Source organism: Variovorax sp. OK212, assembly GCF_900112425.1.
Classification (GTDB): Bacteria; Pseudomonadota; Gammaproteobacteria; order Burkholderiales; family Burkholderiaceae_C; genus Variovorax.
In genome coordinates this window covers 164750-190787 of sequence record NZ_FOLP01000013.1, presented here as the reverse complement: position 1 = coordinate 190787, position 26038 = coordinate 164750, and the positions used below count along the sequence as shown (strand labels likewise).

Annotated in this window: 25 protein-coding genes and 4 tRNA genes; 16 read left to right on the top strand and 13 right to left on the bottom strand. The window is 68.0% G+C overall.

The genetic code is table 11. The annotated features are described in order from the left end of the window. The first annotated feature begins 11 nt into the window (after positions 1-11). A complete protein-coding gene (gene mutY, locus BM004_RS29050; protein ID WP_093218660.1) occupies positions 12-1046 on the top strand; it encodes an A/G-specific adenine glycosylase in 1035 nt (344 codons plus the stop codon). Between the two features lie 27 nt (positions 1047-1073). Here mutY and rapZ read toward each other — a convergent pair whose 3' ends face one another. Genes rapZ through BM004_RS29035 form a run of 3 tightly spaced genes read right to left on the bottom strand, consistent with a single transcriptional unit; the run spans position 1074 to position 4550 of the window. Further along, complete coding sequence (rapZ, locus tag BM004_RS29045) at positions 1074-1952, bottom strand: RNase adapter RapZ (RefSeq protein ID WP_093132519.1); 879 nt, start codon at positions 1950-1952, stop codon at positions 1074-1076. Then, on the bottom strand, positions 1949-3631 hold the full coding sequence (gene recN / locus BM004_RS29040) for a DNA repair protein RecN (protein WP_093132521.1): 1683 nt from the start codon (positions 3629-3631) through the stop codon (positions 1949-1951). Before recN ends, rapZ begins: the two co-directional genes overlap by 4 nt. A 1-nt stretch (position 3632) precedes the next feature. After that, on the bottom strand, positions 3633-4550 hold the full coding sequence (locus tag BM004_RS29035; protein ID WP_093132523.1) for an NAD kinase: 918 nt from the start codon (positions 4548-4550) through the stop codon (positions 3633-3635). A gap of 31 nt (positions 4551-4581) precedes the next feature. Here BM004_RS29035 and hrcA point away from each other — a divergent pair, with 31 nt between their 5' ends. The 5 genes from hrcA (at position 4582) to greB (ending at position 6683) form a co-directional block, all read left to right on the top strand. Next, a complete protein-coding gene (gene hrcA, locus BM004_RS29030; RefSeq protein WP_093132541.1) occupies positions 4582-5589 on the top strand; it encodes a heat-inducible transcriptional repressor HrcA in 1008 nt (335 codons plus the stop codon). Positions 5590-5620: 31 nt separating this feature from the next. Continuing rightward, positions 5621-5697: transfer RNA gene (locus BM004_RS29025), tRNA-Ile, on the top strand. Positions 5698-5780: 83 nt separating this feature from the next. Further along, positions 5781-5857 (top strand) — tRNA-Arg (locus BM004_RS29020). A 116-nt stretch (positions 5858-5973) separates the two neighbouring features. Beyond that, positions 5974-6050 (top strand) — tRNA-Arg (locus BM004_RS29015). A 57-nt stretch (positions 6051-6107) separates the two neighbouring features. Continuing rightward, positions 6108-6683: a transcription elongation factor GreB gene (gene greB, locus BM004_RS29010; RefSeq protein ID WP_093132543.1), complete on the top strand. Its 576-nt coding sequence runs from the start codon at positions 6108-6110 to the stop codon at positions 6681-6683. Between the two features lie 13 nt (positions 6684-6696). Here the strand turns inward: greB and BM004_RS29005 are convergent, their stop codons facing one another. From BM004_RS29005 to BM004_RS28990, 4 genes are all read right to left on the bottom strand, one after another. Beyond that, on the bottom strand, positions 6697-8952 hold the full coding sequence (locus BM004_RS29005) for a RelA/SpoT family protein (RefSeq protein WP_093218659.1): 2256 nt from the start codon (positions 8950-8952) through the stop codon (positions 6697-6699). 93 nt (positions 8953-9045) lie between these two features. Continuing rightward, complete coding sequence (gene rpoZ / locus BM004_RS29000) at positions 9046-9249, bottom strand: DNA-directed RNA polymerase subunit omega (protein WP_007835875.1); 204 nt, start codon at positions 9247-9249, stop codon at positions 9046-9048. Positions 9250-9288: 39 nt separating this feature from the next. Continuing rightward, complete coding sequence (gene gmk / locus BM004_RS28995; RefSeq protein ID WP_093132547.1) at positions 9289-9909, bottom strand: guanylate kinase; 621 nt, start codon at positions 9907-9909, stop codon at positions 9289-9291. 11 nt (positions 9910-9920) lie between these two features. Continuing rightward, positions 9921-10844 carry a YicC/YloC family endoribonuclease gene (locus tag BM004_RS28990; RefSeq protein WP_093132549.1) on the bottom strand — a complete coding sequence of 308 codons (924 nt, stop codon included), beginning with the start codon at positions 10842-10844 and terminating at the stop codon, positions 9921-9923. A 91-nt stretch (positions 10845-10935) separates the two neighbouring features. Here BM004_RS28990 and BM004_RS28985 point away from each other — a divergent pair, with 91 nt between their 5' ends. The 8 genes from BM004_RS28985 (at position 10936) to BM004_RS28950 (ending at position 16710) form a co-directional block, all read left to right on the top strand. Continuing rightward, positions 10936-11943 carry a serine/threonine protein kinase gene (locus tag BM004_RS28985; RefSeq protein WP_093132551.1) on the top strand — a complete coding sequence of 336 codons (1008 nt, stop codon included), beginning with the start codon at positions 10936-10938 and terminating at the stop codon, positions 11941-11943. Between the two features lie 4 nt (positions 11944-11947). Then, positions 11948-12853 carry a PP2C family protein-serine/threonine phosphatase gene (locus tag BM004_RS28980; RefSeq protein ID WP_093132552.1) on the top strand — a complete coding sequence of 302 codons (906 nt, stop codon included), beginning with the start codon at positions 11948-11950 and terminating at the stop codon, positions 12851-12853. Between the two features lie 56 nt (positions 12854-12909). Beyond that, the gene (gene rph / locus BM004_RS28975) at positions 12910-13641 is read left to right on the top strand and encodes a ribonuclease PH (RefSeq protein ID WP_093218657.1); all 732 of its coding nucleotides are present in this window, start codon (positions 12910-12912) and stop codon (positions 13639-13641) included. Between the two features lie 48 nt (positions 13642-13689). Then, the gene (gene rdgB / locus BM004_RS28970) at positions 13690-14289 is read left to right on the top strand and encodes an RdgB/HAM1 family non-canonical purine NTP pyrophosphatase (protein WP_093132555.1); all 600 of its coding nucleotides are present in this window, start codon (positions 13690-13692) and stop codon (positions 14287-14289) included. After that, positions 14289-15551, top strand: coding sequence for a radical SAM family heme chaperone HemW (gene hemW, locus BM004_RS28965; RefSeq protein WP_093218655.1), 1263 nt, complete (start codon positions 14289-14291; stop codon positions 15549-15551). The genes rdgB and hemW overlap by 1 nt, the downstream gene beginning before the upstream one ends. A 43-nt stretch (positions 15552-15594) precedes the next feature. After that, positions 15595-15679 (top strand) — tRNA-Ser (locus BM004_RS28960). A 236-nt stretch (positions 15680-15915) separates the two neighbouring features. Beyond that, on the top strand, positions 15916-16275 hold the full coding sequence (locus tag BM004_RS28955) for a hypothetical protein (RefSeq protein ID WP_143072546.1): 360 nt from the start codon (positions 15916-15918) through the stop codon (positions 16273-16275). A 75-nt stretch (positions 16276-16350) separates the two neighbouring features. After that, positions 16351-16710, top strand: coding sequence for a FlxA-like family protein (locus tag BM004_RS28950; protein ID WP_093218651.1), 360 nt, complete (start codon positions 16351-16353; stop codon positions 16708-16710). A gap of 38 nt (positions 16711-16748) precedes the next feature. Here the strand turns inward: BM004_RS28950 and BM004_RS28945 are convergent, their stop codons facing one another. Continuing rightward, positions 16749-17291, bottom strand: a complete 543-nt coding sequence (locus BM004_RS28945; protein WP_093218649.1) for a MarR family winged helix-turn-helix transcriptional regulator — start codon at positions 17289-17291, stop codon at positions 16749-16751. A gap of 203 nt (positions 17292-17494) precedes the next feature. Between BM004_RS28945 and BM004_RS28940 the strand changes: the two genes are divergently transcribed. Continuing rightward, positions 17495-18481: a tripartite tricarboxylate transporter substrate-binding protein gene (locus BM004_RS28940; RefSeq protein WP_093132573.1), complete on the top strand. Its 987-nt coding sequence runs from the start codon at positions 17495-17497 to the stop codon at positions 18479-18481. Positions 18482-18681: 200 nt separating this feature from the next. On the opposite strand, the gene BM004_RS28935 is transcribed toward BM004_RS28940, so the two are convergent. From BM004_RS28935 to BM004_RS28920, 4 genes are all read right to left on the bottom strand, one after another. Next, complete coding sequence (locus BM004_RS28935) at positions 18682-19848, bottom strand: mandelate racemase/muconate lactonizing enzyme family protein (protein WP_093132575.1); 1167 nt, start codon at positions 19846-19848, stop codon at positions 18682-18684. A 45-nt stretch (positions 19849-19893) separates the two neighbouring features. Then, positions 19894-20595: an SDR family NAD(P)-dependent oxidoreductase gene (locus BM004_RS28930; RefSeq protein WP_093218647.1), complete on the bottom strand. Its 702-nt coding sequence runs from the start codon at positions 20593-20595 to the stop codon at positions 19894-19896. Further along, positions 20585-21553, bottom strand: a complete 969-nt coding sequence (locus BM004_RS28925; RefSeq protein ID WP_093218645.1) for a Bug family tripartite tricarboxylate transporter substrate binding protein — start codon at positions 21551-21553, stop codon at positions 20585-20587. The genes BM004_RS28930 and BM004_RS28925 overlap by 11 nt, the downstream gene beginning before the upstream one ends. 64 nt (positions 21554-21617) lie before the next feature. After that, entirely contained in the window at positions 21618-22556 is a 939-nt protein-coding gene (locus tag BM004_RS28920; RefSeq protein ID WP_093218643.1) for a dihydrodipicolinate synthase family protein, read from the bottom strand. A 107-nt stretch (positions 22557-22663) separates the two neighbouring features. Here BM004_RS28920 and BM004_RS28915 point away from each other — a divergent pair, with 107 nt between their 5' ends. Beyond that, on the top strand, positions 22664-23605 hold the full coding sequence (locus tag BM004_RS28915) for a LysR family transcriptional regulator (protein ID WP_093218641.1): 942 nt from the start codon (positions 22664-22666) through the stop codon (positions 23603-23605). Between the two features lie 33 nt (positions 23606-23638). Here the strand turns inward: BM004_RS28915 and BM004_RS28910 are convergent, their stop codons facing one another. Beyond that, positions 23639-26023 carry an LPS-assembly protein LptD gene (locus BM004_RS28910; protein ID WP_093218639.1) on the bottom strand — a complete coding sequence of 795 codons (2385 nt, stop codon included), beginning with the start codon at positions 26021-26023 and terminating at the stop codon, positions 23639-23641. Positions 26024-26038: the final 15 nt, after the last annotated feature.

Here is a 26038-nt window from a genome sequence, read left to right as displayed (position 1 = left end):
CGACATTGCAATTGCCCCCCGATTTCGCCGCGCAGGTCGTGGCCTGGCAGCGCAGCCACGGCCGCAGCCAACTGCCGTGGCAGAACACCCGCGACCCGTACCGCGTGTGGCTGTCGGAGGTGATGCTGCAGCAGACGCAGGTCTCGACGGTGCTTGGCTATTTCGCGCGTTTTCTCGAACGCTTTCCCGACGTGAAGGCACTGGCCGCCGGCACCGAAGACGAAGTGTTCGGCCTCTGGAGCGGCTTGGGCTACTACAGCCGCGCGCGTAACATGCACCGCTGCGCGCAGGACGTCGTCGCGCGTTTCGGCGGCGAGTTTCCGCGCACCGCCGCCGAGCTCGTCACCTTGCCCGGCATCGGCCGTTCGACCTCCGCCGCCATTGCCGCGTTCTGCTTCGGCGAGCGCGTGGCGATCCTCGACGGCAACGTGAAGCGCGTGCTGACGCGCGTGCTGGGCTTTGCGGGCGACATGTCGTCGACCGCGCAGGAGCGCGCGCTGTGGGACCTTGCAACACAGCTGCTGCCGCCCGCCGAACAGCGCGAGGCGATCGCGCACTACACGCAGGGGCTGATGGACCTGGGCGCCACCGTGTGCCTGCCGCGCAAGCCCAGCTGCATGATCTGCCCGGTCAACACGCCCTGCGTGGCGCGGCGCGAAGGCGCGCCCGAGCGCTATCCGGTGAAGACCCGCAAGCTCAAGCGCAGCGCCCAGTCGCTCTGGGTGCTGCTGGCGCGCGATGCGCAGGACCGCGTGTGGCTGGAGAAGCGGCCGGCCAAGGGCATCTGGGCCGGGCTGTATTGCCTGCCCGTGTTCGAAAGCCGCGACGAGCTTCTGGCCGTCTTGCCCGCGGCCGCGCAGCGCGGCGTGAAAGACCTGCCGGCCTTCACCCACGTGCTGACCCACAAGGACCTGCACCTGCACCCCGTGCTGCTGCAAGGCAGCCAGCCGCAGGGCGAGGGTGCGCGTTGGGTCGAGGCGCAAGAATGGGCCCGGCTGGGCCTGCCTGCGCCGATGCGCAAGCTGCTGGAGAGCGGCGAGACCTGATGAACAGCTGACCGGCTGTTCGGCAGATCAGCTAGCGTCGAGCTCGCGGTGCCGCTTCAGCGCACCCCAGCGGGCGCCGAACGAGCGCGCCAGCTGCTCGACCAGGAACACCGAGCGGTGCTGCCCGCCGGTGCAGCCGATGGCCACCGTGACGTAGCTGCGGTGGTCGCGCGCCAGTGCGTCGAGCCAGTGCGACAGGAACTGCTCGATGTCGTCGTACATGCGCGCCACGTCGTCGTGCTCGCGCAGCCATTCGATCACCGGCTCGTCGCGGCCCGTGAGCGGGCGCAGCGCCGGCACGTAGTGCGGGTTGGGCAGCATGCGCACGTCGAACACGTAGTCCGCGTCCAGCGGCACGCCGCGCTTGAAGGCGAACGATTCGAACACCAGCGTCAGCGCGCTCTGCGGTGCCGAGATCAGCGACTTGATGTAGCTCTGCAGCTGCGCCGGCCGGATCAGGCTGGTGTCGATCACGTCGGCGCCGTCGCGCAGGTCGGCCAGCAGCTCGCGCTCGAGTTCGATGGCCTGCATCAGCACGCGGTGCTGCTCGGGCACGTCGGTGCGGCCTTCCTGGCGCGACAGCGGGTGGCGGCGGCGGGTTTCCGAATACCGGCGCAGCAGCGCGTCGGTGGTCGCGTCGAGGAACAGCGAGCGCAACGAGATGCCGCCGTCGCGCCGCAGCGCTTCGAGCTGCTGGGGAACGATCGGCAGCGACACGCCGCTGCGCACGTCCATGGCGATGGCGACGCGCGGCGTTTCCTGCTCGTGCTGCAGCGCGATGAACGGCGTGAGCAGCTCGGGCGGCAGGTTGTCGACGCAGTAGTAGCCCGCGTCTTCCAGCGCATGCAGGGCGACCGACTTGCCGGAGCCCGACATGCCCGTGATGAGCACGAGGTCGAGGTTCATGGCGCGATCGCCGAGGCCTGGTGCCCCAGCATTTCCCGTGCGTGCGCGAGCGAGGTCTGCGAGACCTTCTCGCCGCCGAGCATGCGGGCGATTTCCTTGGCGCGGTGGTCGTCGTCGAGGCGCGACACGCCGCTCTCGGTGCGCGGGCCTTCCTTGCCGGCCGCCGCCGTCTGGCGCTTGGCGACCACGAGATGGTGGTCGGCGCAGGCCGCAACCTGGGGCAGGTGGGTCACGGCGAGCACCTGCCGGTCGCGCCCGAGCTGCTTCATGAGGCGGCCGACCGTCTCGGCCACCGCACCGCCGACGCCGGCGTCGACCTCGTCGAAGATCAGCGTCTGCGCGGCGCCGAGCTGGCTGGTGGTGACGGCAATGGCCAATGCAATGCGCGACAGTTCGCCGCCCGAGGCCACCTTGCCGATGGCGCGCGGCGTGCTGCCGGTGTGGCCGGCCACGAGGAAGGCCACGTCTTCGAGGCCTGCGCGGCCGGGCTGTGCCAGCGGCTGCAGCTCGACCTCGAAGCGCCCGCCCTGCATGCCGAGGCCCTGCATGGCGTCGGTCACGGCCTGACCCAGGCGCGGCGCCGCCTGCTTGCGGGCCTTGCCGAGCGACTTGGCTTCCTTCATGTAGACCTGCTGGGCGGCCTGCTCGGCACGCTCGAGGCCGTCGAGATCGCTTTGCGCATCGAGCGCCTGCAGTTCGGCCTGCCAGCCGGCCAGCAGCGCCGGCAGGTCGGCCGGCGTGCGCTTGTAGCGGCGCGCGAGCGACATCCACAGCCCCATGCGTTCGTCCAGGTCTGCCAGGCCGCGTGGGTCGGCGTCGGTATCGCGCAGGTAGCCGTGCAGCGAATGGGCCGCGTCGGAGGCCTGTGCCACGCAGGAGGCGAGCACCTCGCCCAGGTTGCGGAACTCGGGCTCGATGTGTTCGCAGTTCTGCAGCAGCGTGGCCGCGCGCGTGAGGGCGGCGAGCGCGCCGTTGTCGTCGTCTTCCAGTGCCTGGCTGGCGCCCTGGGCCGCGTCGATCAGCGCCTGTGCGTTGGAGATGCGTGAATGGTTGGTCGACAGCTCTTCCCACTCGTCCACGCCCGGTGCGAGCTTGGCGACTTCGGAGATCTGCCACTGTAGCCGTTCGCGCTCGCGTTGCAGCGAGTCTTGCGCCGAGCGCGCATGTTCGAGCGCGGAAAGCGCTTGGCGCCAGCCTTGCCAGGCGGCGTCGAGCGCGTCGGTGCGCACGCCGGCGTAGGCGTCGAGCAGGCCGCGCACGGCTTCGGGCCGCGTCAGGCTCTGCCAGGCGTGCTGGCCGTGGATGTCGAGCAGGCGGTCGCCAAGCTCGCGCAACTGCGTGGCCGTGGCCGGGCTGCCGTTGATCCAGCCGCGGCTGCGGCCCTGCAGGTCGACGGTGCGGCGCAGCAGCAGGGCGTCGCCGGCTTCGAAACCGCCGTCGTCGAGCCACGCGGCCAGCGCCGGGTCGGCGTCGAACTCGGCGCTCACGTCGAGCCGTTCGGCGCCTTCGCGCACCGCGCCGGCATCGGCCCGGTTGCCGAGCGCCAGCTGCAGCGCGTCGATCAGGATGGATTTGCCCGCGCCGGTTTCACCGGTCAATACCGTGAAGCCGCCGGACAGGTCGAGTTCGAGTGATCGCACGATCACGAAGTCGCGCAGTGCGATGCGTCGCAGCGCCATGTCAGGAGCCCCCTTCGTTCCAATGAAGTTTCTTGCGCAATGTGTCGAAGTAGCTCCAGCCGCGCGGGTGCAGGAAGCGCACGCGGAAGTCGGAGCGGCGCACCACCACGCGATCGCCGATCGCGAGCGAGGCCAGCGACTGCATGTCGAAATTGGCGCTGGCGTCGCGCCCGCCGACCAGCTCGATGACGATCTCGTCGGCATCGGGCAGCAGCACCGGGCGGTTCGAGAGCGTGTGCGGCGCGATCGGCACCAGCACCCAGCCCGGCACCGCCGGATGAAGCAGCGGCCCGCCGGCCGACAGCGCGTAGGCGGTCGAGCCGGTGGGCGTGGCGATGATCAGGCCGTCGGCGCGCTGGTTGGCCACGAAGTGGCGGCCCACGGAGACGCGCAACTCGACCATGCCCGAGGTGGCGCCGCGGTTGACGACCACGTCGTTCATCGCGAGCGCGTCGAACACGCAGGCACCGTCGCGCATGACCTGCGCATGCATCAGGCTGCGGTGGTCTTCCTCGTATTCGCCGGCCAGCATGGGAATCAGCGTGGCCTGGTAGTTGTCCAGCGGGATGTCGGTGATGAAGCCGAGGCGGCCGCGGTTGATGCCGATCAGCGGAATGCCGTAGCTGGCGAGCTGCCGGCCGATGCCGAGCATGGTGCCGTCGCCGCCGACCACCAGGCCGAGGTCGCAGCGCTGGCCGATTTCCTCGACCGACAGCGCTTCATAGCGCGGATGGGCGGGAGCGCCTTCGTCTTCCTCTTCTTCCTTGCAGGTCGAGCGTTCGACGAAAACCGTGCAGCCTTGCGATTCCAGGAAGGCGCCGATGCCCTCCATCACGCCGTCGCGCGCATCCGCCTGCGCTCGGGCGCCGGAAGCCTGGTATTTGCCGATCAGGGCGACGTGGCGAAAGCGAGAGGTCATATCTCACAAATTACAACACTAAAATCTTGCAATGCTGGACGACCGTGCCAAGTTGCTGCTCAAGACGCTCGTCGAGCGCTACATCGCCGACGGGCAACCCGTCGGCTCGCGCACGCTCTCGCGTTCGGCGGGGCTCGACCTGTCGCCCGCGACCATCCGCAACGTCATGTCCGACCTCGAGGCGCTGGGGCTGATCGCCAGTCCGCACACCTCGGCCGGACGCATCCCGACGCACCGCGGCTACCGCCTTTTCGTGGACACCATGCTGACCGCGCAGCGCGAGCAGATGAGCGCGCCGAGCCTCGCGCCCGACCAGCCGCAGAAGGTGATCGCCAATGCGGCGCACCTGCTGTCGAACATGTCGCAGTTCGTGGGCGTGGTGATGGCGCCGCGGCGCGCGTCGGTGTTCAAGCAGATCGAGTTCCTGCGGCTGTCCGAGAAGCGGCTGCTGGTGATCATCGTGTCGCCCGACGGCGATGTGCAGAACCGGGTGATCTTTCCGGAGGCCGAGTACTCGCAGTCGCAGCTGGTCGAGGCCTCGAACTACATCAATGCGAACTATGCGGGCCTGACGATCGAGCAGGTGCGCGACAAGCTCCAGTCCGAAATCGAGAAGCTGCGCGGCGAAATCGCCACGCTGATGCAGGCGGCGGTGCAGGTCAGCTCCGAAGTGCTGACCGAGGCGCAGGAAGACGACGTGGTGATCTCCGGGGAGCGCAACCTGCTCGCAGTGAGCGACTTCTCCAGCGACATGGGACAACTGCGCCGCGCCTTCGAACTCTTCGAGCAGAAGGCGCAGCTGATGCGGCTGCTCGATGTCTCGAGCAAGGCCGAGGGCGTGCGCATCTTCATCGGCGGTGAGAGCCAGGTGGTGCCGTTCGAGGAGCTCTCCATCGTCAGCGCCAACTACGAGGTCGATGGGCAGGTCGTGGGCACGCTCGGCGTGATCGGGCCGACGCGCATGCCTTACGAGCGGATGATCCAGATCGTCGACATCACGTCGCGCCTGGTGAGCAACGCGCTGAGCCATCGCAAGTAGGCGGCCGCGGCGAATAGAATCCGTGCCGCGTGGGCCGTTAGCTCAGTTGGTTAGAGCAGCGGACTCATAATCCGTTGGTCGATGGTTCAAGCCCATCACGGCCTACCACTGCCTCTTGTTGTCGTCATCCGGCAATGTTTGTGCATCACTTCGATGGATGAGTCAAAAAACGGGCTATAATCGAAGGCTCAGCGGCTGTAGCTCAGTTGGATAGAGTACTTGGCTACGAACCAAGGGGTCGTGGGTTCAATTCCTGCCAGCCGCACCAACTATGAATAAGCCCGAAAGATTCGTCTTTCGGGCTTTTTCCTTTTCAGGCTTTCACGTCGATCGGCCTGATGATTCCAGAAAGACCGAGAAAATCGGGCTATAATTGCAAGCTGTGCGGCTGTAGCTCAGTTGGATAGAGTACTTGGCTACGAACCAAGGGGTCGTGGGTTCAATTCCTGCCAGCCGCACCACTACATAAAAAGCCCGCAACGAAAGTTGCGGGCTTTTTTCTTTTTGGAGGAGTTTGCGTGAGCAAGGCATTCACCAAGGAATCAGACACCGACGGAGATGACGACGGCGCCGATGGCGGGTTGCCGCCGTTGCCCGCCGGCGGCAAGAACTACATCACCCCCGAGGGTTACGCGCGCCTGCGCGACGAGCTGCTGCACCTGATGGACGAGGAGCGGCCGAAGATCGTCGAGACCGTGCACTGGGCCGCCAAGAACGGCGACCGCTCCGAAAACGGCGACTACCTCTACGGCAAGAAGCGGCTGCGCGAAATCGATCGCCGCATCCGCTTCCTCACCAAGCGGCTCGAGATCGCGGAGATCACCGATCCTTCCGTGCATCACGGCCGGGACCAGGTCTTCTTCGGCGCCACGGTGCTTTACGCCGACGAATCGGGCGACGAACGCTCGGTCACCATCCTCGGCATCGACGAGGCGGAGAGCGCGAAGTCGCAGGTCAGCTGGATCTCGCCGATCGCGCGGGCCTTGCTCAAGGCGCGCGAAGGTGATGTGGTGAAGCTCGTGACGCCGGGCGGCGCGCACGAGGTCGAGATTCTGTCGGTGAGCTACCCCGCGCCAGGCCCGGCCGCGGCGTAGTCCTCGGGCTGCGTCAGGGCGCTGGAACCGTCCGGGAGGCGGTCAGCACCGATGACGTTCGCCGCGCGGCGCGCAGCACGGCATCGAGGTGCGTGCGGTCGCGCACGGCGATCACGAAGCGCAGGTCGGTCGAGTCCTGCGGTGTTTCGTCGGCCATTTCCACATGCGTGATGTCGGCCTCTGCGTCGGCCAATGTGGCGGCGACGCGTGCCAGCACGCCCTTGTCGTTGCGCACGGTGATGACCACGCCGGTTTCGAAAGGCCGCGTCGGCTCGTCCGCCCATTCGACCGCGAAGAAGCGCTCGCTGTCCTTGTGGCGCAGCCGCTGGCCGACGCCGCAATCTTCCGTGTGCACCACCAGGCCTTCCCCATGCCCGAGGTAGCCGACGATCTGGTCGCCGGGAATCGGGCGGCAGCACAGCGCGAACCGCACCGACGAGTTCTCGCTGCCGTCGAGCGTGACCGCGCCCTGCGACACGGTTTCGTGCGAGATGAAGCGCTCGCGGCTCAGCAGCAACGCGTCGGGGCGTTCGCCCAACTCCGACAGCATCGACACGAGCCGCTTCGCCACGATGCTGGCGATGCGCTTGCCCAGGCCGATGTCGGTCAGCAGCTCGGAGCGCGTGCGGTTGCCGGTGAAGCGCAACAGCTTTTCCCAAAGCGGCTGATGCTCCTCGTCGTTCTCGGGCAGCTTGCTCAGGCCTTCGGCGCGCAGCGCCTGCGCCAGCAGCTTTTCGCCCAGGCCTTCGGACTCGGCATGCGCCAGGGTCTTGAGGTAATGGCGGATCTTGGAGCGTGCCCGGCCGGTTCGAACGAACCCGAGCCAGGCCGGGTTGGGTGTGGACACCGGCGCAGTGATCACCTCGACCACGTCGCCGTTCTTGAGTTCGGTGCGCAGCGGCACCTGGTCGCCGTTGATGCGGGCGGCCGAAGTGTGGTCGCCGATGTTGCTGTGAATGGCGTACGCAAAGTCGACCACCGTGGCGCCGCGCGGCAGCGCCATGATCTGGCTCTTCGGCGTGAAGACGTACACCGCATCCGGGAACAGGTCGACCTTGACGTGGTCCCAGAACTCCGCGGCGTCGCGTGTCTCATCCTGGATGTCGAGCAGCGACTGCAGCCACTTGGTGCCCAGCCGGTCGTTGCCGGCCGCATTCTGCTCGGCCGCCTTGTACAGCCAGTGCGCCGCCACGCCGGATTCGGCCACCACGTGCATCGCCTCGGTCCGCAGCTGGAACTCCACGCTCACGCCGGCCGGGCCCACCAGGGTGGTGTGCAGCGACTGGTAGCCGTTGAGCTTGGCAATGGCGATGTGGTCCTTGAACTTGCCCGGCAGCGGCTTGTACATCTGGTGCAGGATGCCGAGCCCGGTGTAGCAGGCGATCACGTTCGGCACGATCAGCCGGAAACCGTAGATGTCGGTGACCTGGGCGAAGCTCAGGTGCTTTTCTTCCATCTTGCGGTAGATGGAGTACAGCGTCTTTTCGCGTCCCGCGATGCGCAGCGTCATGCTAGCGGCCGAGAACGCGGTCTCGACCTCTTTCTGCACCTTCTGGATCAGGTCGCGCCGGCGGCCGCGCGCCTTGGCCACGGCCTTCGACAGCGTGGCGTAGCGCCAAGGCTTCAGATGCCGGAACGACAGTTCCTGCAGTTCGCGATAGGTCTGGTTCAGTCCGAGCCGGTGTGCGATGGGCGCATAGATGTCGAGCGTCTCGCGCGAGATGCGGGCCCACTTTTCGCGCGGCGCATCGGCCAGCGTGCGCATGTTGTGCGTGCGGTCCGCCAGCTTGACCAGGATGACGCGCACGTCGCGCGCCATGGCCAGCAGCATCTTGCGGAACGACTCGGCCTGGTTCTCTTCGCGGGTGTTGAACTGCAGCTTGTCGAGCTTGGTGAGCCCGTCGACCAGTTCGGCGACCGGGGCACCGAAGCGCTCGATGAGTTCGGGCTTGGTGACGCCGCAGTCCTCGATAGCGTCGTGGAGCAGGGCGGCCATCAGCGCCTGCGCGTCGAGCTTCCACTCGGCGCATTGCGCAGCCACCGCGATCGGATGCGTGATGTACGGCTCGCCGCTGTTGCGCAGCTGGCCGAGGTGGGCCTCGTCGGCGAAACGGTACGCGCGGCGCACCTGTTCGGTGTCTTCGGCGCTCAGGTAATCGAGGCGCGCCGTCAACGCAGCGAAGCTGGCGGCGGCCGCATTCAGCGCCGCCGGGCTGGGCTTGGGCGCGCCTTTGGGGGCGTGGGACTGAGATTTGGCTACCGCGCTCATGTCTATCACTTTAGCGTGACCGCTGTATGGACGCGTCCGGACATAAAAAAAGCACCGCTTTGCGGTGCCTTTTCGTTGCAGGGCTGCGTCAGATCAGCCCGGCACCTTCTTGAGCATTTCGAGGCCGATCTTGCCTTCGGCGATTTCGCGCAGGGCGGTCACGGCGGGCTTGTTCTTGCTCTCGATCTTCGGCGCATGACCTTGGCTCAGCATGCGCGCACGGTACGTGGCGGCCAGGACGAGCTGGAAACGGTTCGGGATGTTGACGAGACAATCTTCGACGGTGATGCGGGCCATGATGAGAATCTTTCTGTCGGTGAGCGGTGAACTCGGATATCAGGGGATGTTCAGTGCGGCAAATGTGTCGGCACGCGCACGGCGTTGCGCGGAATACCGGAGCCGCTGAGCGTGGACGATCACCTTCAGATCGAAAAGCGCGCGCTCAAATACCTCGTTGATTATAACGAAGTCGAATTCCCCCGCCCGGGCCATCTCTTCGGCGGCGTTCTTCAGGCGCAGTTCGATCACCGAGGCGCTGTCTTCGCCGCGCCGCTCGAGCCGCGAGCGCAGCTCTTCCCAGCTCGGCGGCAGGATGAAGATCATCACCGCGTTGGCGAAGGTCTTGCGGATCTGCAGCGCGCCCTGGAAGTCGATTTCGAGAATCACGTCCGCCCCCTGGGCGATGCGCTCTTCGACGGCCCGCTTCGACGTGCCGTAGCGGTGCCCGTGCACATGGGCCCATTCCACGAAGCCGTCGGCCGCGATCATGGCGTCGAACTCCGACGGCGAGGCGAAGAAGTACTCGCGGCCGTGCTTTTCCTGGCCGCGCGGCGACCGGGTCGTGTGCGACACCGAAGGCTGCACAGCCGAATCGAGCTCCATCAGCGCCTTGACCAGGCTCGATTTGCCGGCGCCGCTGGGCGCCGCCACCACGAAGATATTGCCGGGGTAGTCCATTCTTTCGCTCGTCATTCGATGTTCTGCACCTGCTCGCGCATCTGCTCGATCAGGACCTTCATGTCCACGCCGATGCGCGTGAGCTCTAGCGCCGCCGACTTCGAGCCCAGGGTGTTGGCCTCGCGGTGCAGTTCCTGGATCAGGAAATCGAGGCGCTTGCCGATCTCGCCGCCCTTCTTGAGCAGCCGCTCGATCTCGTCCAGATGCGAGTTCAGCCGGGTCAGTTCCTCGGCCACGTCGATGCGAATGGCAAAGGCGGTGGCTTCGGTCAGGGCACGGTCCTGGGCGGCCTCGGGCAGGGTGCCGCCGGTGCCGGCGGTCAGGCCCATGGCCTCCTGCCAGCGCTCCAGGAAGCGGGTGCGCTGCTGCTCGACCAGCTGGGGGACCAGCGGGCCGGCCTGCTGCACCAGGGTGCGCAGCTGGGCCAGGTGGGCCTCGAGCATCTTGGCCAGCCGGGCGCCTTCGCGCTGGCGGGCAGACATCAGGCCGTCGAGCGCCTTGCCGGCAACCTCGAGCAGGTCGGCGCTCCAGTCGCCGCGGGCGGCGCTGTCGCCGCCGGCCAGGCGCAGCACATCGGCCACGCTCAGCTCGCGGGCGCTGGGCAACCAGGCCTTGATGCTGTCCTGCACCCCGTTGAGCCGCTGGAGCAGCTTGACGGAGGGCTCGACAACGCCGGCCTGCGCCGTGGTCTCGATGGCCGCCCTGACTTCGACCTTGCCCCGTTTGAGCTTGCCCGTGAGCAGCTCGCGCAGGGCGGTTTCATGCTGGCGGAGTTCTTCCGGCAGCTTGAAGGTCAGGTCGAGGAAGCGGCTGTTGACCGAGCGGATTTCGACCCCGAGTCGACCTGCGGCGGCAGGCCGTGCCTCGGCTTCGGAGTGGCTGCCTGCGGACCCGTTCTGGCCGCTGGCGTAGCCGGTCATGCTGTAAACTGGCATTGCGCCTCACTGTGGTTTTGCTTGCATGCACCGAGGCGTCGGCACGGCGTTCGCTTGCCGCACCATCGCCTTCGGGCGAAACTCCCGGATTATGTCAAAGGTCAAGCCTACGCCCCTGTTGCCCGATACGGTCATCGGCGGATACCGCGTCATACGCCGGCTTTCAGCGGGTGGTTTCGGCGTCGTGTATCTCGCCATCGACTCCAATGGGCAGCAAGTTGCCATCAAGGAATATCTGCCCTCGTCGCTCGCCACGCGCGGGCCGGGCGAGCTCGCACCGCAGGTGCCGCCCGAGAAGCTGTCGCTCTACCGGCTCGGCCTGAAGAGCTTCTTCGAGGAAGGCCGCTCGCTCGCGCAGATCTCGCACGCCTCGGTGGTCAGCGTGCTCAATTTCTTTCGCGAGAACGAGACCGTCTACATGGTCATGAACTACCTGGAGGGCGCGACCCTGCAGGATTTCGTGGTCACGGCGCGCGACCTCAAGAAGCAGAAGGTGTTCCGCGAATCGACCATCCGCTCGTTGTTCGACGAAATCCTTCGCGGCCTGCGCATCGTCCACCAGTACAAGATGCTGCACCTGGACATCAAGCCGGCCAACATCTTCGTCACCGACGACGACCGCGCCGTGCTGATCGACTTCGGCGCCGCGCGCGAAGTGCTCAGCAAGGAAGGCATCTTCATCCGCCCGATGTACACCCCCGGCTTTGCCGCCCCCGAGATGTACCGGCGCGATTCGTCCATGGGCCCGTGGACCGACATCTACGCCATCGGCGCCTGCATCTACGCCTGCATGCAGGGCTACCCGCCCAACGACGCGCCGCGGCGCATCGAGAAAGACCGGCTCAGCCTGTCGCTGTCGCGCCTGCGCGGCGTGTACTCCGACAACCTCATCGAAGTGGTCGAGTGGTGCATGTCGCTCGACCCGCTGTCGCGCCCGCAATCGGTCTTCGCGCTGCAGAAGGAGCTCAGCCGCGAGGGCGAGCGGCGCTACACCAAGCTCACGGTGGGCGAGAAAGTGCGCCTGTCGTTCGACAACATCCGCTCTTTCGACAAGAAGAGCCTGCCCAAGGCTGCTGCGCCCACCACGCGCCCTGCATGACATCATGAAATTCTCCGTCTTCCAGGTCAGCCGCAAGGGCGGTCGTGTCAAGAACGAAGACCGCATGGGCTATTGCTACACGCGGGAGTCGGGCCTGTTCGTGCTGGCCGACGGCATGGGCGGACACCCGGAAGGCGAAGTGGCGGCGCAGCTCGCGCTGCAGACCATCGCCGCGCTCTACCAGCGCGAGGCGCGCCCGACCGTGAAGGACGTGAAGGCGTTCCTGGCCGAATCGGCCATGGCCGCGCACCAGCAGATCATGCGGTACGCCAGCCACAAGGCCATGCTCGACACGCCGCGCACCACCGTCGTCGCGGCCGTGCTGCAGAACGCCACCGCAACCTGGATGCACTGCGGCGACTCGCGCCTGTACGTCGTGCGCGACGGCCGCCTGCTGGTGCGCACGCGCGACCACTCGCACGCCGAGCGCCCCAAGCCCACCGGCTCCGACGCGCCCGTCAACCGCAACCTGCTGCTGACCTGCCTGGGCTCGCCCACCACCCCGCTGTTCGACGTGGCGCCCCCGCTCACGCTGCAGCGCGGCGACCGCATCATGCTGTGCTCCGACGGCGTCTGGGGCGTGCTCGACGACGAGCTCATCGTCCACACGCTGTCCTCCGGCAAGCCCGTGTCCGACGCCGCGCCCGACCTCGCCGAGATGGCGCTGCGCAAGGGCGGCGCCCACAGCGACAACGTCACGCTCATCGCGCTCGAATGGGAAATGCCCGACAGCGCCGACGACCGCAGCGGCGTGTCCACCGAAACCATCGAAGACGGCGTGTTCGCCTCGACCATCCAGGCCGGCATGCCCTCCGACAGCGAGATCGACGACCTCGACGAAGACGCCATCGAGCGCTCCATTGCCGAAATCAACGAAGCCATTCGCCGCTCCGCCGCCCGCAAGACCTGAGCCTCACCGGGCTTGAGCGCGCGGCTTTTACTTTTTCCTTTTCCGGTTCCCAAACAATGACCGTTTTCACACGAAGCGGCGGCCGTGCCGCCGACCAGCTGCGCCCCGTGCGCATCACCCGCGGCTTCACCATCCACGCCGAGGGCTCGGTGCTCATCGAATTCGGCGACACGCGCGTGCTGTGCACTGCCTCCGTCGAAGAGAAGGTGCCGCCGCACAAGAAAGGCAGCGGCGAAGGCTGGGTCACGGCCGAATACGGCATGCTGCCGCGCGCCACCCACACCCGCAGCAGCCGCGAAGCCGCCAAGGGCAAGCAGACCGGCCGCACGCAGGAAATCCAGCGCCTCATCGGCCGCTCGATGCGCGCCGTGTTCGACCTGGCCGCCCTGGGCGAACGCACCATCCACCTCGACTGCGACGTGCTCCAGGCCGACGGCGGCACGCGCACCGCGGCCATCACCGGCGCCTTCGTGGCCGCGCAGGACGCCGTCAACAAGCTGCTCGCCGCCGGCACGCTGAAGGCCTCGCCCATCAAGGGCCACGTGGCCGCCATCTCGGTGGGCATCGTCGACGGCACGCCGCTGCTCGACCTCGAATACATCGAAGACTCGGCCTGCGACACCGACATGAACGTCGTCATGACCGGCGCCGGCCATTTCGTCGAAGTGCAGGGCACGGCCGAAGGCGTGGCCTTCACGCGCGAGGAAATGAACATCCTGCTCGGCCTGGCCGAAAAGGGCATCGGCGAACTCGTGACCCTGCAGCAGCAGGCGCTGCTATCGAACTAATAGCTACTGGCGCACGTCGAACGTGCGTCACAGCCACTTTGACTGTTTATGAAACTGGTTCTGGCCTCCAACAACGCGGGCAAGCTCGCCGAACTCCAGCAGCTGTTTGCCGGGCTGTCCGTCACCCTGGTGCCGCAGTCGGCGCTGGGCGTGGGCGAGGCTGAAGAACCCTTTCGCACCTTCGTGGAAAACGCGCTGGCCAAGGCGCGCCACGCCAGCGCCGCCACCGGCCTGCCGGCCATTGCCGACGATGCCGGCCTGTGCGTCGATGCCTTCGGCGGCCTGCCGGGCGTCGACACCGCCTTCTACGCCACGCAATTCGGCTACGCCAAGGGCGACGCCAACAACGTGAAGGCGCTGCTCGAGCAGCTCGACGGCGTGGTCAACCGCCGCGCCGCGCTCGTGAGCACGCTGGTGGCGCTGCGCAGCCACGACGACCCCGAGCCGCTCATTGCCGTGGGCCGCGTGGTCGGCGAGATCGCGGCCGAACCCGTCGGCGACAACGGCTTCGGCTTCGACCCCGTCATGTACCTGCCGGACTTCGGCAAGACCTTTGCGCAACTGACGAGCGAAGTGAAGAACGCCAACAGCCACCGCGGCCGCGCCGCGCAGGCCATGCTGGCGCTGATGCGCGAACGCTGGCTGTAATGGCAACCGTCTTCCCGATCCAGCCGGCGCAGCCCACGGGCGCGCCGCAGGCCAACGACGTGCTGCACTGGATGCGGCCCGGCCCGCTGCAGCTGTCCGCGCTGCCGCCGCTGTCGCTGTACATCCACCTGCCGTGGTGCCTGCGCAAGTGCCCGTACTGCGACTTCAACTCGCACGAATGGCGCGCCGCCAGCGAGGCCGACATCGACGGCATTCCCGAGCAGGCCTACATCGATTCGCTGATTGCCGACCTCGACGCCGCGCTGCCGCTCATCTGGGGCCGCAGCGTGCACACCATCTTCATCGGCGGCGGCACGCCCAGCCTGTTCTCGCCGCAAGCCATCGACCGCCTGCTGGGCGACGTGCGCGCGCGCCTGAAGCTCACGCCCGACTGCGAGATCACCCTCGAGGCCAACCCTGGCACCTTCGAGCGCAACCGCTTCCGTGCCTACCGCGCGGCGGGCGTCACGCGGCTGTCGGTGGGCGTGCAGAGCTTCAACGACGAGCACCTGAAGGCCCTGGGCCGCGTGCACGACCGCGCGCAGGCCATCGCCGCGCTCGAAGAGGCCGCGCACGCGTTCGACACCTTCAACCTCGACCTGATGTACGCGCTGCCGGGCCAGACCATGGAAGGCCTCGACGCCGACCTGACCCAGGCCCTGGCGCTTGCGCCGCCGCACATCTCGATCTATCACCTGACCATCGAGCCCAACACCTGGTTCGCCAAGTTCCCGCCCGTGCTGCCCGAGGACGACATCGCCTACGCCATGCTCGACCGCATCACCGAGCGCACCGGCGTTGCCGGCATGTCGCGCTACGAGGTGTCGGCCTATGCGCGCGAGGGGCACCAGTGTGCGCACAACCTCAACTACTGGCAGTTCGGCGACTACCTGGGCATTGGCGCCGGCGCGCACAGCAAGCTGAGCTTTGCGCACCGCATCGTGCGCCAGGTGCGCTATCGCGAGCCGCGCCTGTACATGGACAACGCGCGCGCGGGCGCCGCCGTGTCGCAGAGCGACGAAGTGGCGCTGGCCGACCTGCCGTTCGAATTCATGCTCAACGCGTTGCGGCTGAAGCAGGGCTTCACGCTGCCGCAGTTCAGCGAACGCACCGGGCTGGCCATGACGTCGATCCAGCGCGGGCTCGAAGAAGCCGAGCGCAAGGGGCTCGTGGCGCGCGACCTGTTTCGCGTGTGGCCGACCGAGCGCGGGCTGGATTTTTTGAGTGACTTGCAGGCGATGTTCTTGCCTGACGGGGACTGAGGGCGAATGAGGTTGTCGCCGGCGGCTTAGAATCGCCGGCTCCGGAGAGTTGGGTGAGTGGTTTAAACCAGCAGTCTTGAAAACTGCCGACGTGAAAGCGTCCGTGAGTTCGAATCTCACACTCTCCGCACCCCAGCGTCCCGCAATGGTTCGCGAAGTCTCGAAACCTTCCCTTTTTCTCTGTGCGCACCGGAGCAACGATTCCAGCGGCGTCATGCCGTCTCGCACAAAGGCTTTGTTTTTGCTGGCCGGCGAGCAGATCCGCCGACGCACCTGTCCAGGGTGATCGATCGGGCAGTTCGGCCTCACGGCGGTAGGGCTCAGTCAGCAGCCGACGCAGAAGCGGTTCGTTACGATGCCGCCCATGAAGCGCCTCGCCTGCGCCACCACGTTCATTCTTGTCGCCTTTGGCACCGCCGGCTGGTGGTTCTACTGGCCCATCCACCAGGTGCAGACCCAGGTGAAGCGCGGCCTGAACGATCCCGACTCGGCGCAGTTCAGCAACGTCACCTTTTCCCGCTCGACCAAGGCCGGCTGTGGCCTCGTCAACGCAAGAAATCGGATGGGCGGTGACGTGGGTGCCACGGCCTTCGTTCTCACGCCCGCGGGCGATGTGTCGTTCGAACCGCGCGAAGGGGTGAGTCTCAGCCTTGAAGACAAGCTCGCGTCTCTGAAGGAGCAGCTTGCGTTTTTCGAGCTCGCAGCGAAGCACTGCCTCAACTAGCAGAGCGCGCCACCCCTTCACTTTTCCTCCCCCCTGCCGATAGTCCTCTATCCACCACACAACAAGAGGATTCACATGCTGACTGCCATCGGTGCTTCGAGCACCTCCGCGAGCGGAAGCGGCACGGCCGCGGAGGTCGCGAAGATCACGCGCCAGATCACCGCGACGCAAAAGCAGATCACGGCCACGCAGAAGACGCTGGTCGAAACGCCCGAGGGCGATGCGCGCAAGGCGGTCGAGCAGCAGCTGCAATCGCTCACGACCCAGCTCGCCATGCTGCAGGCACAGCTGAAGGCCGTGCAGGCCGCGGCCCTGCAGAAAAGCGCGGAGGCCAAGGAGGTCAAGGCGGTGGAACAGGGCGCTTCGCCCTCGAACGCCTTCCGCACCAACGCCAACGGCGTGCCCATCGGCGGCACGCTGAACGTCGAGGCCTGAGCCCGGCGCGGCCTTGCCGCGTCAGCGTCGTCGGCGCCTCAGCTGCGTTCGGGCCACCGGTGCCGGGTACCGCCCGAGCGCCGGTCGGCCTTCTCGGCGATCGCGCCCTGCGCGATCAGTTCGTCCCCGCGCTGCTCCAGGTGGCGCAGGCACTGCAGAAGAATGTCCAGGTGCGCCGGCTCGATGCCTTCGAGCAGGCCGGTGTTCAGCCCCGCAATGCGCGGAAACAGCTGGCCGAAGAGCTGCAGGCCCGAGTCGCTCAGGCGCACGTGCACCTCGCGCCGGTCCTCGGCGTCCTGGCGCCGTTCCACCAGCTTCTTCTCGACCAGGCTGCGCAGCCCGCGCGAAGTGCGCACGCGGTCGAGGTTGAGGTGCGTGGCCAGCGTGGACGACGTCATCTCGCCCTCCTGCGCGAGCGTGGCGATCATTCCCCACTCGCGGCGCGTGATGCCGAAACCTCCTTCGACCAGTCGCGTCGCCATGCCGCTGCCCGCGCGCATGGCGCGCGCAAGGCGGTAAAGAAGCAGGTCGGTCAGTGCGCTTGGCGCGCGCAACGCGGCGGCGTCGGGGAAGGCTTGCATACGGATGGATTAATGAAGGCGGCGAATGTGGTCGGTTCGCCTCGGCGCACAAGTGATGGATTAGATCAACTGTTTGCTGCGTACGTATAACTCCGTCACAAATTTGCACGAACAGCAACAACTTGGCGGTGGTCGATTCTCGCCGCGAAGACGCCGCGCAACTCGCGCGTGCCCACCCACTACAACTGCCCGCAGGAGACTCCATGCCCGCATTCTTTTCACGGCGAAAGCTCATGGCATGGGGCGTTGCCCTGTCCGCCTGCGCACCGCTGATGCACACCGCCCACGCGCAGACGCCCGCGCTCGACGGACCGCTGGCCCTCGTGGTCGGCTACGCGCCCGGCGGCAGCACCGACCGCATGGCGCGCCTGATCGCCGAACGCCTCGCCCCCAAGCTCGGCGTGAAGGTGACGGTCGAAAACCGCCCCGGTGAAGGCGGCCGGCTCGCGGCCAAGGAAGTGAAGCGCACGCCCGCGGGCCAGAACGCGCTGATGCTGGGCAACCCCGCCGTGATGGTGGTGGCGCCGCTGGTGTTCAAGGACGCGGGCTACGACCCCGACAAGGACTTCGTGCCCGTCTCGCAGGTCAGCAGCTACGACTTCGCGCTGGCCGTGGGCACCAAGCTGCAGCTCGACCGCGCGATGTTCCTCGTGGGCCGGCTCTGGGCGCACCCGGAAGAGGCCGTGTTCGGCGTGCCCGCCACCGGCAGCCTGCCTCACTTCTTCGGCCTGATGGTGGGCGACGCACTGAGCGTGCAGCCGCAGATCAAGGGCTACGGCGGCTCGGCGCCGCTGACGGCCGACCTGATCGGCGGCAACCTGCCGATCGCCATCGACACGCTCGATTCGGTCTATCCGCAGCACGTGGCCGGCAAGATCCGCATCCTGGCGGTGTCGGGCAAGAAGCGCGCGAGCTTCGCGCCCAACATCCCGACCTTCCGCGAAGCCGGCATGAAGATCGATGCCGACGGCTGGAACACCTTCTTCGCGCCCAGCACCATGGCACCCGCGAAGGTGCAGCTGCTGTCCAGCGCGATCCACGACGTCATGAAGGACCCGGGCCTGCAGAAGGCGGCCGACGCGCTCTACATCACGCCGGTGGTCAGCACCGCGGCCGAAACCGCGCAGATGCTCAAGACCTACCGCCAGCAATGGGAGCCGGTGGTGCGCCGCTCGGGCTTCCAGCCATAGCTCAGACTCGCCCCCAGGCTCCAGGCTCCAGGCTCCAGGCTTCGCGCGCTTCGCGTCGCTTCTCCAACCCCCGCTGGGGGCAACACCGGCGGCCCGGCAAAGCCGGTTCCGCGGTGTTCCTGGCCTTTGCCGTGCCGGTTTCATGCGCCGCGCCTCTAGCGTCTAGCGAAGCACGGTGGGCGCATCGAGGTTTTCCTGCCTCAGCCGGCAAGCGCCCGCATCTCCGAAATGAGATCGGCCTTGCCCTCGAAGCCGATGCCCGGCAGCGGCGGCAGCGTGACGTAGCCGTTGTCGACCTTCACGCCGTCGGGGAAGCCGCCGTAGGGCTGGAACAGGTCGGGGTAGCTCTCGTTGCCGCCCAGGCCCAGGCCCGCCGCAATGGCCAGCGACATCTGGTGGCCGCCGTGCGGAATGCAGCGCGAGGGCGACCAGCCGTTCTCCTTCAGCATGTCGAGCGTGCGCAGGTATTCCACCAGGCCGTAGCTCAGCGCGCAGTCGAACTGCAGCCAGTCGCGGTCGGGCCGCATGCCGCCGTGGCGGATGAGGTTGCGCGCGTCCTGCATCGAGAACAGGTTCTCGCCCGTGGCCATGGAGCCGGCGTACACCTCGCCCAGCTTCGCCTGCAGTTCGTAGTCGAGCGGGTCGCCGGCTTCCTCGTACCAGAACAGCGGGTACTGCGACAGCGCGCGGCCGTAGTCGACGGCCGTCTGCAGGTCGAAGCGGCCGTTGGCGTCCACCGCCAGCTGCTGGCCCGGACCGAGGATCTTCAGCACCGACTCGATGCGCTCGCAGTCCTCGGCCAGCGTGGCGCCGCCGATCTTCATCTTCACCACCGAGTAGCCGCGCTCCAGGTAGCTGGTCATCTCGCGCTGCAGGCCTTCCACGCCCTTGCCGGGGTAGTAGTAGCCGCCCGCGGCGTACACGAACACGCGCGGGTTCGGCGTGCCGGTGCCGTAGCGCTCGGCCAGCAGCTGGTACAGCGGTTGGCCCGCGATCTTGGCGGTGGCGTCCCACACGGCCATGTCGATGGTCCCCACGGCCACCGAGCGCTCGCCGTGGCCGCCGGGCTTCTCGTTGATCATCATGCGCGCCCAGATCTTGTGGGGGTCGAGGTTCTCGCCCGTCTCGTCGAGCAGCGACGCGGGCTCGGCCTCGAGCAGGCGCGGCAGGAAGCGCTCGCGGATCAGCCCGCCCTGGCCGTAGCGGCCGTTGGAGTTGAAGCCGTAGCCGATGACCGGCTTGCCGTCGCGGATCACGTCGGTGACCACGGCCACCAGGCTCAGGGTCATCTTCGAGAAGTCGATGTAGGCGTTGCGGATGTCCGACTTGATGGGACGCGTGGACTCGAGGATGTTGACGATTTTCATGGTCGGATTCAGGTGGAAAGGAAAAGGGGAAAAGCGTTCAGCGGTTCAGCGGTTCAGCGACGAGCCGCCGCAGATGGCGACGTCCTGCCCCGTGATGGCCGCGGCCGGCGGCGACAGCAGGAAGCCCACGAGCGCGGCAATTTCCTCGGGCTGGATCAGCCGGCCGATGGGCGGCAGGCGCGGTGCGCTGCCCGCGCGCGCCGGGTCCCGCAGCATCGAGGTCTGCGTGGCGCCCGGCGACACCACGTTGACGGTCACGCCCTGGGCCGCCACCTCGGCCGCCCAGCTGCGCGCGAGCGCGATCAGCGCGGCCTTGGTCGCGGCGTACTGGCCGCGCCCGGGCAGGCCCTGCGCGACGCGGCTGCCGACGAACACCACGCGCCCGTGGCCGCGCGCGGCCATGGCGGGCACGAGCGCGTCGGCCAGCCGCGTGGCGGCATCCACATGCAGGCGCCACATCAGCGCGCCGCCCGCATGGTCGAGCGCGCCCAGCGGGCCCACGCGCAGCACGCCGGCCGCATGCACCAGCGCCTGCGCGTCCTGCAGGCCGGCTGCCGCGCGCGCGATGGCATCGGCATCGCACAGGTCCACCGCCACATGCGCGAAGGCTTCGTGGGCCAGCGTGGGCGCGGCCAGGTCGAGCCCGCTCACGCGCCAGCCTTGCGCGAGCAGCCGCGACGCGATGGCGCGGCCGATGCCGCCGCTGCTGCCGGTCACCACGGCATGCGGGGCGGACTCATTCGACATGGATGTTGCCCTCCACGATGATCTTGCGCGAGCGCTCCATGTCGGCCTGCTGGAACTTGACGAACTCGTCCACGCTGCCCGGCGTGAGCAGCAGGCCCTGCGCGTTCAGCGTCTCGCGCATGTCGGTGCCCAGTGCCTTGTTGACCTCGGCGTTCAGCCGCTGCGTGACGGCCGGCGGCAGCTTCGCCGGACCCCACAGGCCGTACCAGCTGTAGAACTCGTAGCCCGGAATGCTCTCGGCCACCGTGGGCACGTTCGGCAGGCTGGTGGCGCGCGCGGCCGAGGTGACCGCGATCACCTTCACCATGCCGCTCTTGTGGTACTGCAGCGACCCGAGGATGGGGTCGATGAAGCCGTCGATCTGCCCGCCGATCAGGTCCTGGAACGCGGGCGCCGTGCCCTTGTACGGCACGATCAGGTAGTCCAGCCCGCCGCCCGCGCGCTTGAGCAGCTCGGTCGACAGGTGGCCCGCCGAGCCGATGGAGCCCACCGCGAAGGTCATCTTGCCGGGGTGCGCCTTGGCATATGCGATGAGCGACTTCACGTCGGTCACCGGCAGGTTCTTGTTCACCGCCACCGACAGCGGCGCCTTGGCCACCAGCGCCACCGGCGTGAAGTCTTTCACCACGTCGTACGGCACCGACTTCATGGTCATCGGCGCGGTGGTGAAGGTGGAGGCGTTGAACAGCAGCGTGTAGCCGTCGGCGGGCGCCTTCGACACCACGTCGGCGCCGATGATGCCGTTGCCGCCGGCGCGGTTCTCCACGATGAAGGTCTGGCCCGTCTGCTCGCCGAGCTTCTGCGCCAGCAGGCGGCCGATGGTGTCGAGCGTGCCGCCGGGCGGAAACGGAATCACCATGCGCACCGGCCGGCTGGGCCAGGTCTGGGCGAAGCCGGTGGACGCCGCGGCCAGCGCAAGGGCGGCCAGCGTGGCCCGCAGGAAATGGATGCGTTGCATGTCTCTTGTCTCCTTGTGTTTTTTTGGGCGGCGCCGCTGGGGTGTGCAGCGCCGCCCCGTGGGCTCAGCGCTTCGACAGCCCGGCCTGCTCGACCGCGGCGCGCAGCGCGTCCATCTCGCGCGCGTTCGGCGCCTCGGTCGGCGGGCGCACGGTGGCGTTGTCGAGCACGCCGGCCAGGAACATGCCGCCCTTCATGCGCGCATGCGCCTCGCCGGTCGGCTCGCCGCCGCCGTACACCGCGTCCTTCAGCGGCGTGATGAGGGCCTGCACCGCCATCGCCTTCTTCAGGTCGCCGGCCTTCACGGCGTTCCACAGGTCGATGATCAGTTGCGGAATGAAGGTGGCGAAGCCGACCAGCGCGCCGTCCACGCCCTGCACCATCGAGGCCAGCAGGTACTCGTCGTGGCAGGTCAGGATGGCCTTGGACGCGTCGGCCTCGCGGATCGCCTGGATGTCGCGGGCGTACTTGTTCATGTCGCGCTGGCCGACCTTGAAGGCCTGCAGGTAGGGCAGGCGGGCCAGTTCGGCCAGCAGCTGTGACGAGTACGAGGCGCGCGTCCATGCGGGGTACACGTGGCAGACCAGGTCGAGCTCGGGCGCGGCGCGGTGGATGGCCTCGAAGTACTGCAGCGCATGGCCGGGCGTGAAGCCGAAGCGCAGCCAGTGGTGCGGCGGCATCACGTCCAGCGCCACGGCGCCCGCGGCCTGCGCGGCGCGGGCGTGCTCGGCGGCTTCGGCCAGGCCTTCGCAGACGATCGACGAGATCACCGGCATGCGCCCGCGCAGCTCGTCGGCCACGATGCGCGTCACCTCGGCGCGCTCCGACGGCGTGAGCGAGAACACCTCGCCGGTGTGGCCGTTGGTCATGACGGCCACCACGCCGTCATGGCCGGCGAGCCAGGAGGCCAGCTTGCGCAGGGCCGGCTCGTCGATGCGGTGGTCGGGCGTGAAGGGGCAGGAAATGGCGGGAATGATCCCGCGATAATTCGCGATGGAAGGCATGCTGTGTCTCCGTTGTGGTTCAAGGTGCAGGAATGGGTGCATCTTTTGCCGCCGGGGCCGAGCCGTCCAATACTCGAATCGCATACAACTATTCAACCGCGCTGCGCATGGGCCCTGGCAACCGACCGCTCGACCTGGAATGGCTGGAAGATTTCCTGGCCCTGGCCGAGAGCGGCAATTTCTCGCGCGCCGCGCAGGCCCGCTCCATCGCCCAGCCCGCGTTCAGCCGGCACATCCGCTCGCTCGAGGAGTGGGTGGGCGTCGACCTGTTCGACCGCAGCGCCCACCCCACCGCGCTGACCGCGGCCGGCAAGCGCTTCCAGCCGCTGCTGCAGGAGGTGCTGGCCGGCCTGGAGGCCGCGCGCATCAAGGCCCGCGCCGCGCACGACCTCGACGCCGCCAGCCTGAGCTTCGCGGCCACGCACGTGCTGTCGCTGACCTTCTTTCCGCGCTGGCTGGGCAGCGTGGAGGCCCGGCTGAGCACGGGCCCGATCCAGACCGTGTCCGACAGCTCGTACGCCTGCGAAGACCTGATGCTGCAGCGCCGCGTGCAGTTCGTGCTGTGCCACGGCCATGCGGGCGCGCCGGGCCGTCTCGACGAGGCGCAGTACCCGGTGCGGCGCCTGAGCGAAGACGTGCTGGTGCCGGTGTCCGCGGCCGGCGCCGGTGGCGCGCCGCTGCATGCGCTCGGCACGGCCGCGGCACCCGCCGTGCTGGCCTACAGCGAGGCCTCGGGGCTGGGGCGGATCATGCGCGCCATCCAGGACAAGGACAGCGAGTTCGGCAAGGACTTCGCCGCGTCGCTGCCGGTCGTCTTCACGGCCCACCATGCCGCGCTGCTGCGCACCATGGCGCTAGAAGGCCGCGGCCTCGCGTGGCTGCCGATGAGCCTGGTGGCCGACGACCTGCGCAGCGGCGCGCTGGTGGACGCCGGCGCGGGCGGCTGGCGCGTGCCGGTGGACATCCGCCTCTATCGCCAGCAGGCCCGGATGGCGCCGGTGGCCGAGGCGCTGTGGGCGCTGGTCAGCGAAGATGCTGACCAGCGCTGATCAGCCCTGACCGGCGTTGACCGGCGCTGGTCCTCAGTCGTAGTTGGTGAACCGGCTCGGCGAGGCCGTCGGCTGGTTCAACGGCTGGTAGCCCTGGATGTTCTGCAGCAGCGTGCTCGTCGGGTTCGAGCCGATGTTGCCGAAGCCGTTGAACTGGAGCTGGAACATCAGCCGCGTGTCGGGCGTGGCGCGGCCCGACACCAGCCGCTCCAGCACGATGCGCCCGACCCAGCAGCAGGCGTTGTACTCCGCGCCGATCAGGCTGTCGGACATCGCGCGGTCGTGCAGGCTGTAGCTCAGCCGGCCCACCGCATACCAGCGCCCCGGGTCGTTGGGCGACTTGCCGCCGAACACCCCGCGCGTGAGTTCGCTCAGCGGCCACTGCCAGTTGAAGTCGACCGTTTCGGTGCCGTCGTTCGCGGTGGTGCTGCTGTCCGCCTGGTAGCGCAAGGCCGCAGTGAGCGTGTGGTAGCGCTCGGGCGTGTAGCGCAGCGTGAGCGCGTCGCGCGTGGTCTTGCCGCTGTCCATGTTGTATTGCGCCAGGCCGTCGACGCTCCACTTCGGGCTCCAGTGCACCTGCCCGCCGAAGATGAAGTCGCCCGAGCGGTCGGTCACGGCGGTGCCGCCGGGCAGCGTCACGTTCTGGTCGCTGAAGCGAAAGCGCTGCGCGATGCCGAAGCGCGCCGACTCGGCGCCCGTCACGGGGTCGATCAGCCGCGTCGTCACGCCGGTGGTCAGCGTGTTCGTGTCCGACACGCGGTCGTTGCCCGAGAACGCGTTCTCGGTGTAGAGCGTGGCAAAGCTCACGTCGTTGGCGGCCGAGTCGTACACCGGCAGCTGGCTCTGGTCGCGGTAGGGCGTGTGCACGTAGAAGGCGCGCGGCTCCAGCGTCTGGCGCCAGGCGCGGCCGAACAGGCTGGCGTCGCGCTCGAACACCAGGCCGCTGTCCAGGCTCACGGTCGGCACCGCGCTGGTGACGCTGGTGCGCCCGTCGGCCAGCGGCGACGCGAGCTGGTAGGAGGCGGTGTGCAGCAGCAGCTTGGGAATGACGTAGCCGCCCGGCGAAGCCCACGGCCGGCTGATCTGCAGGTTGCCCACCAGCCGCTCGCCGTCGGGCTGCTTGACGCCGTTGAGCGTGGGCGCGTAGGCCGAGTCGACCTGGAAGCGCGTGTAGTCCAGCGTGCCCGACACGTCGAAGCCGTGCCAGTCGTAGGTGTTGTAGTTGGCCGTGACCTGCGGCACGCGGTTGTACGACGGCGTGATCGGCGAGGCCGCGTACTGCAGCGTCTGGTAGGACAGCGTGCGCGCCTGCCCGCTCCAGTCGCCCTTGGTCCAGTTGAGGTCGGCCTCGTTGGAGAGCTGGCGAGAGGTCATCGTGGGCGTGTGCGAGAAGTCGCGCCAGTAGTCGTCGTCGCTCACGCGGTTGATGTTGAACGCGGTGGTGAGCGAGTCGAGCCCGAAGGGCTTGGGGTCGAGCTGCTGGCTGTGCGAGGCCCACAGGCCCCAGCGGCTGCGCTCGCGCAGCGCGTCGCTGGGCATGGTGTCGACGCGCACCTGGCCGCTGTAGCCCTTCTCGAGGTAGCGGAACTCGGTGCCCAGGTTCACGCCGCGGTTGCTCATGATCTCCGGGTACAGCGTGGCGTCGCGGTTGGGCGCGATGTTCCAGTAGTAGGGCTGCAGGTACTCGAAGCCGTTGGTGCTGTCGAAGCCGAACACCGGCGGCAGCAGGCCGCTCTGGCGCGCGTTGGTGAGCGGAAAGCTCACCGACGGCAGCGCGGGCGTGGTCAGTCCCAGGAAGCTGATCTGCGCGTCGGTGGCGGTGGCCAGGTTGGTGCCGGTGTCGGTGGTCATGGTCACGGCGCTGAGCATCCACGCGGGCACCCAGCCGGCGTAGTTCTCGCGCAGGCAGGTGGTGTAGGTGACGTGCCGCGCCACCGACACCTGCGGGTCGACGAAGTCGATGCGCTCGGCCTCGCCGTGCGCGCCGGTGGCCAGCAGCGTGTAGCGCACGTGGGTGAAGAAGCCCTCGAAGCTCTCGAGCTTCAGGTGCAGCTCGGGCCCTTCGTACACGTTGCCGGCCTGGTTCAGGTGCACGCTGCCGGTGGCCGTGGCGAGGTCGCCCGGCGGCTGGTACTCGAGCCGGTCGGCGGTGATGCGCGTGTCGCCGCGCCGCAGCGACGCATCGCCCTCGACCACCACCTCGAGGTCGGGCCGGCCGGAGAGCTTGCTGCCGTCGACCAGGCTGGGCCGCGTGCCGCGCTCGGCGGGAGCGATGGCCTCGGGCAGCTGCGGCGAGCGTTGCAGCACCAGCGGCGCCTCGACCCAGGCTTCCTGCGCGGGCGCGGTGCGCGCATGCAGCAGCAGCCACAGCGACAGCGCGATCGACGGCAGCGGCCAACCGCGCCAGCGTGATTTCATGAGAGGGAGGTTTCC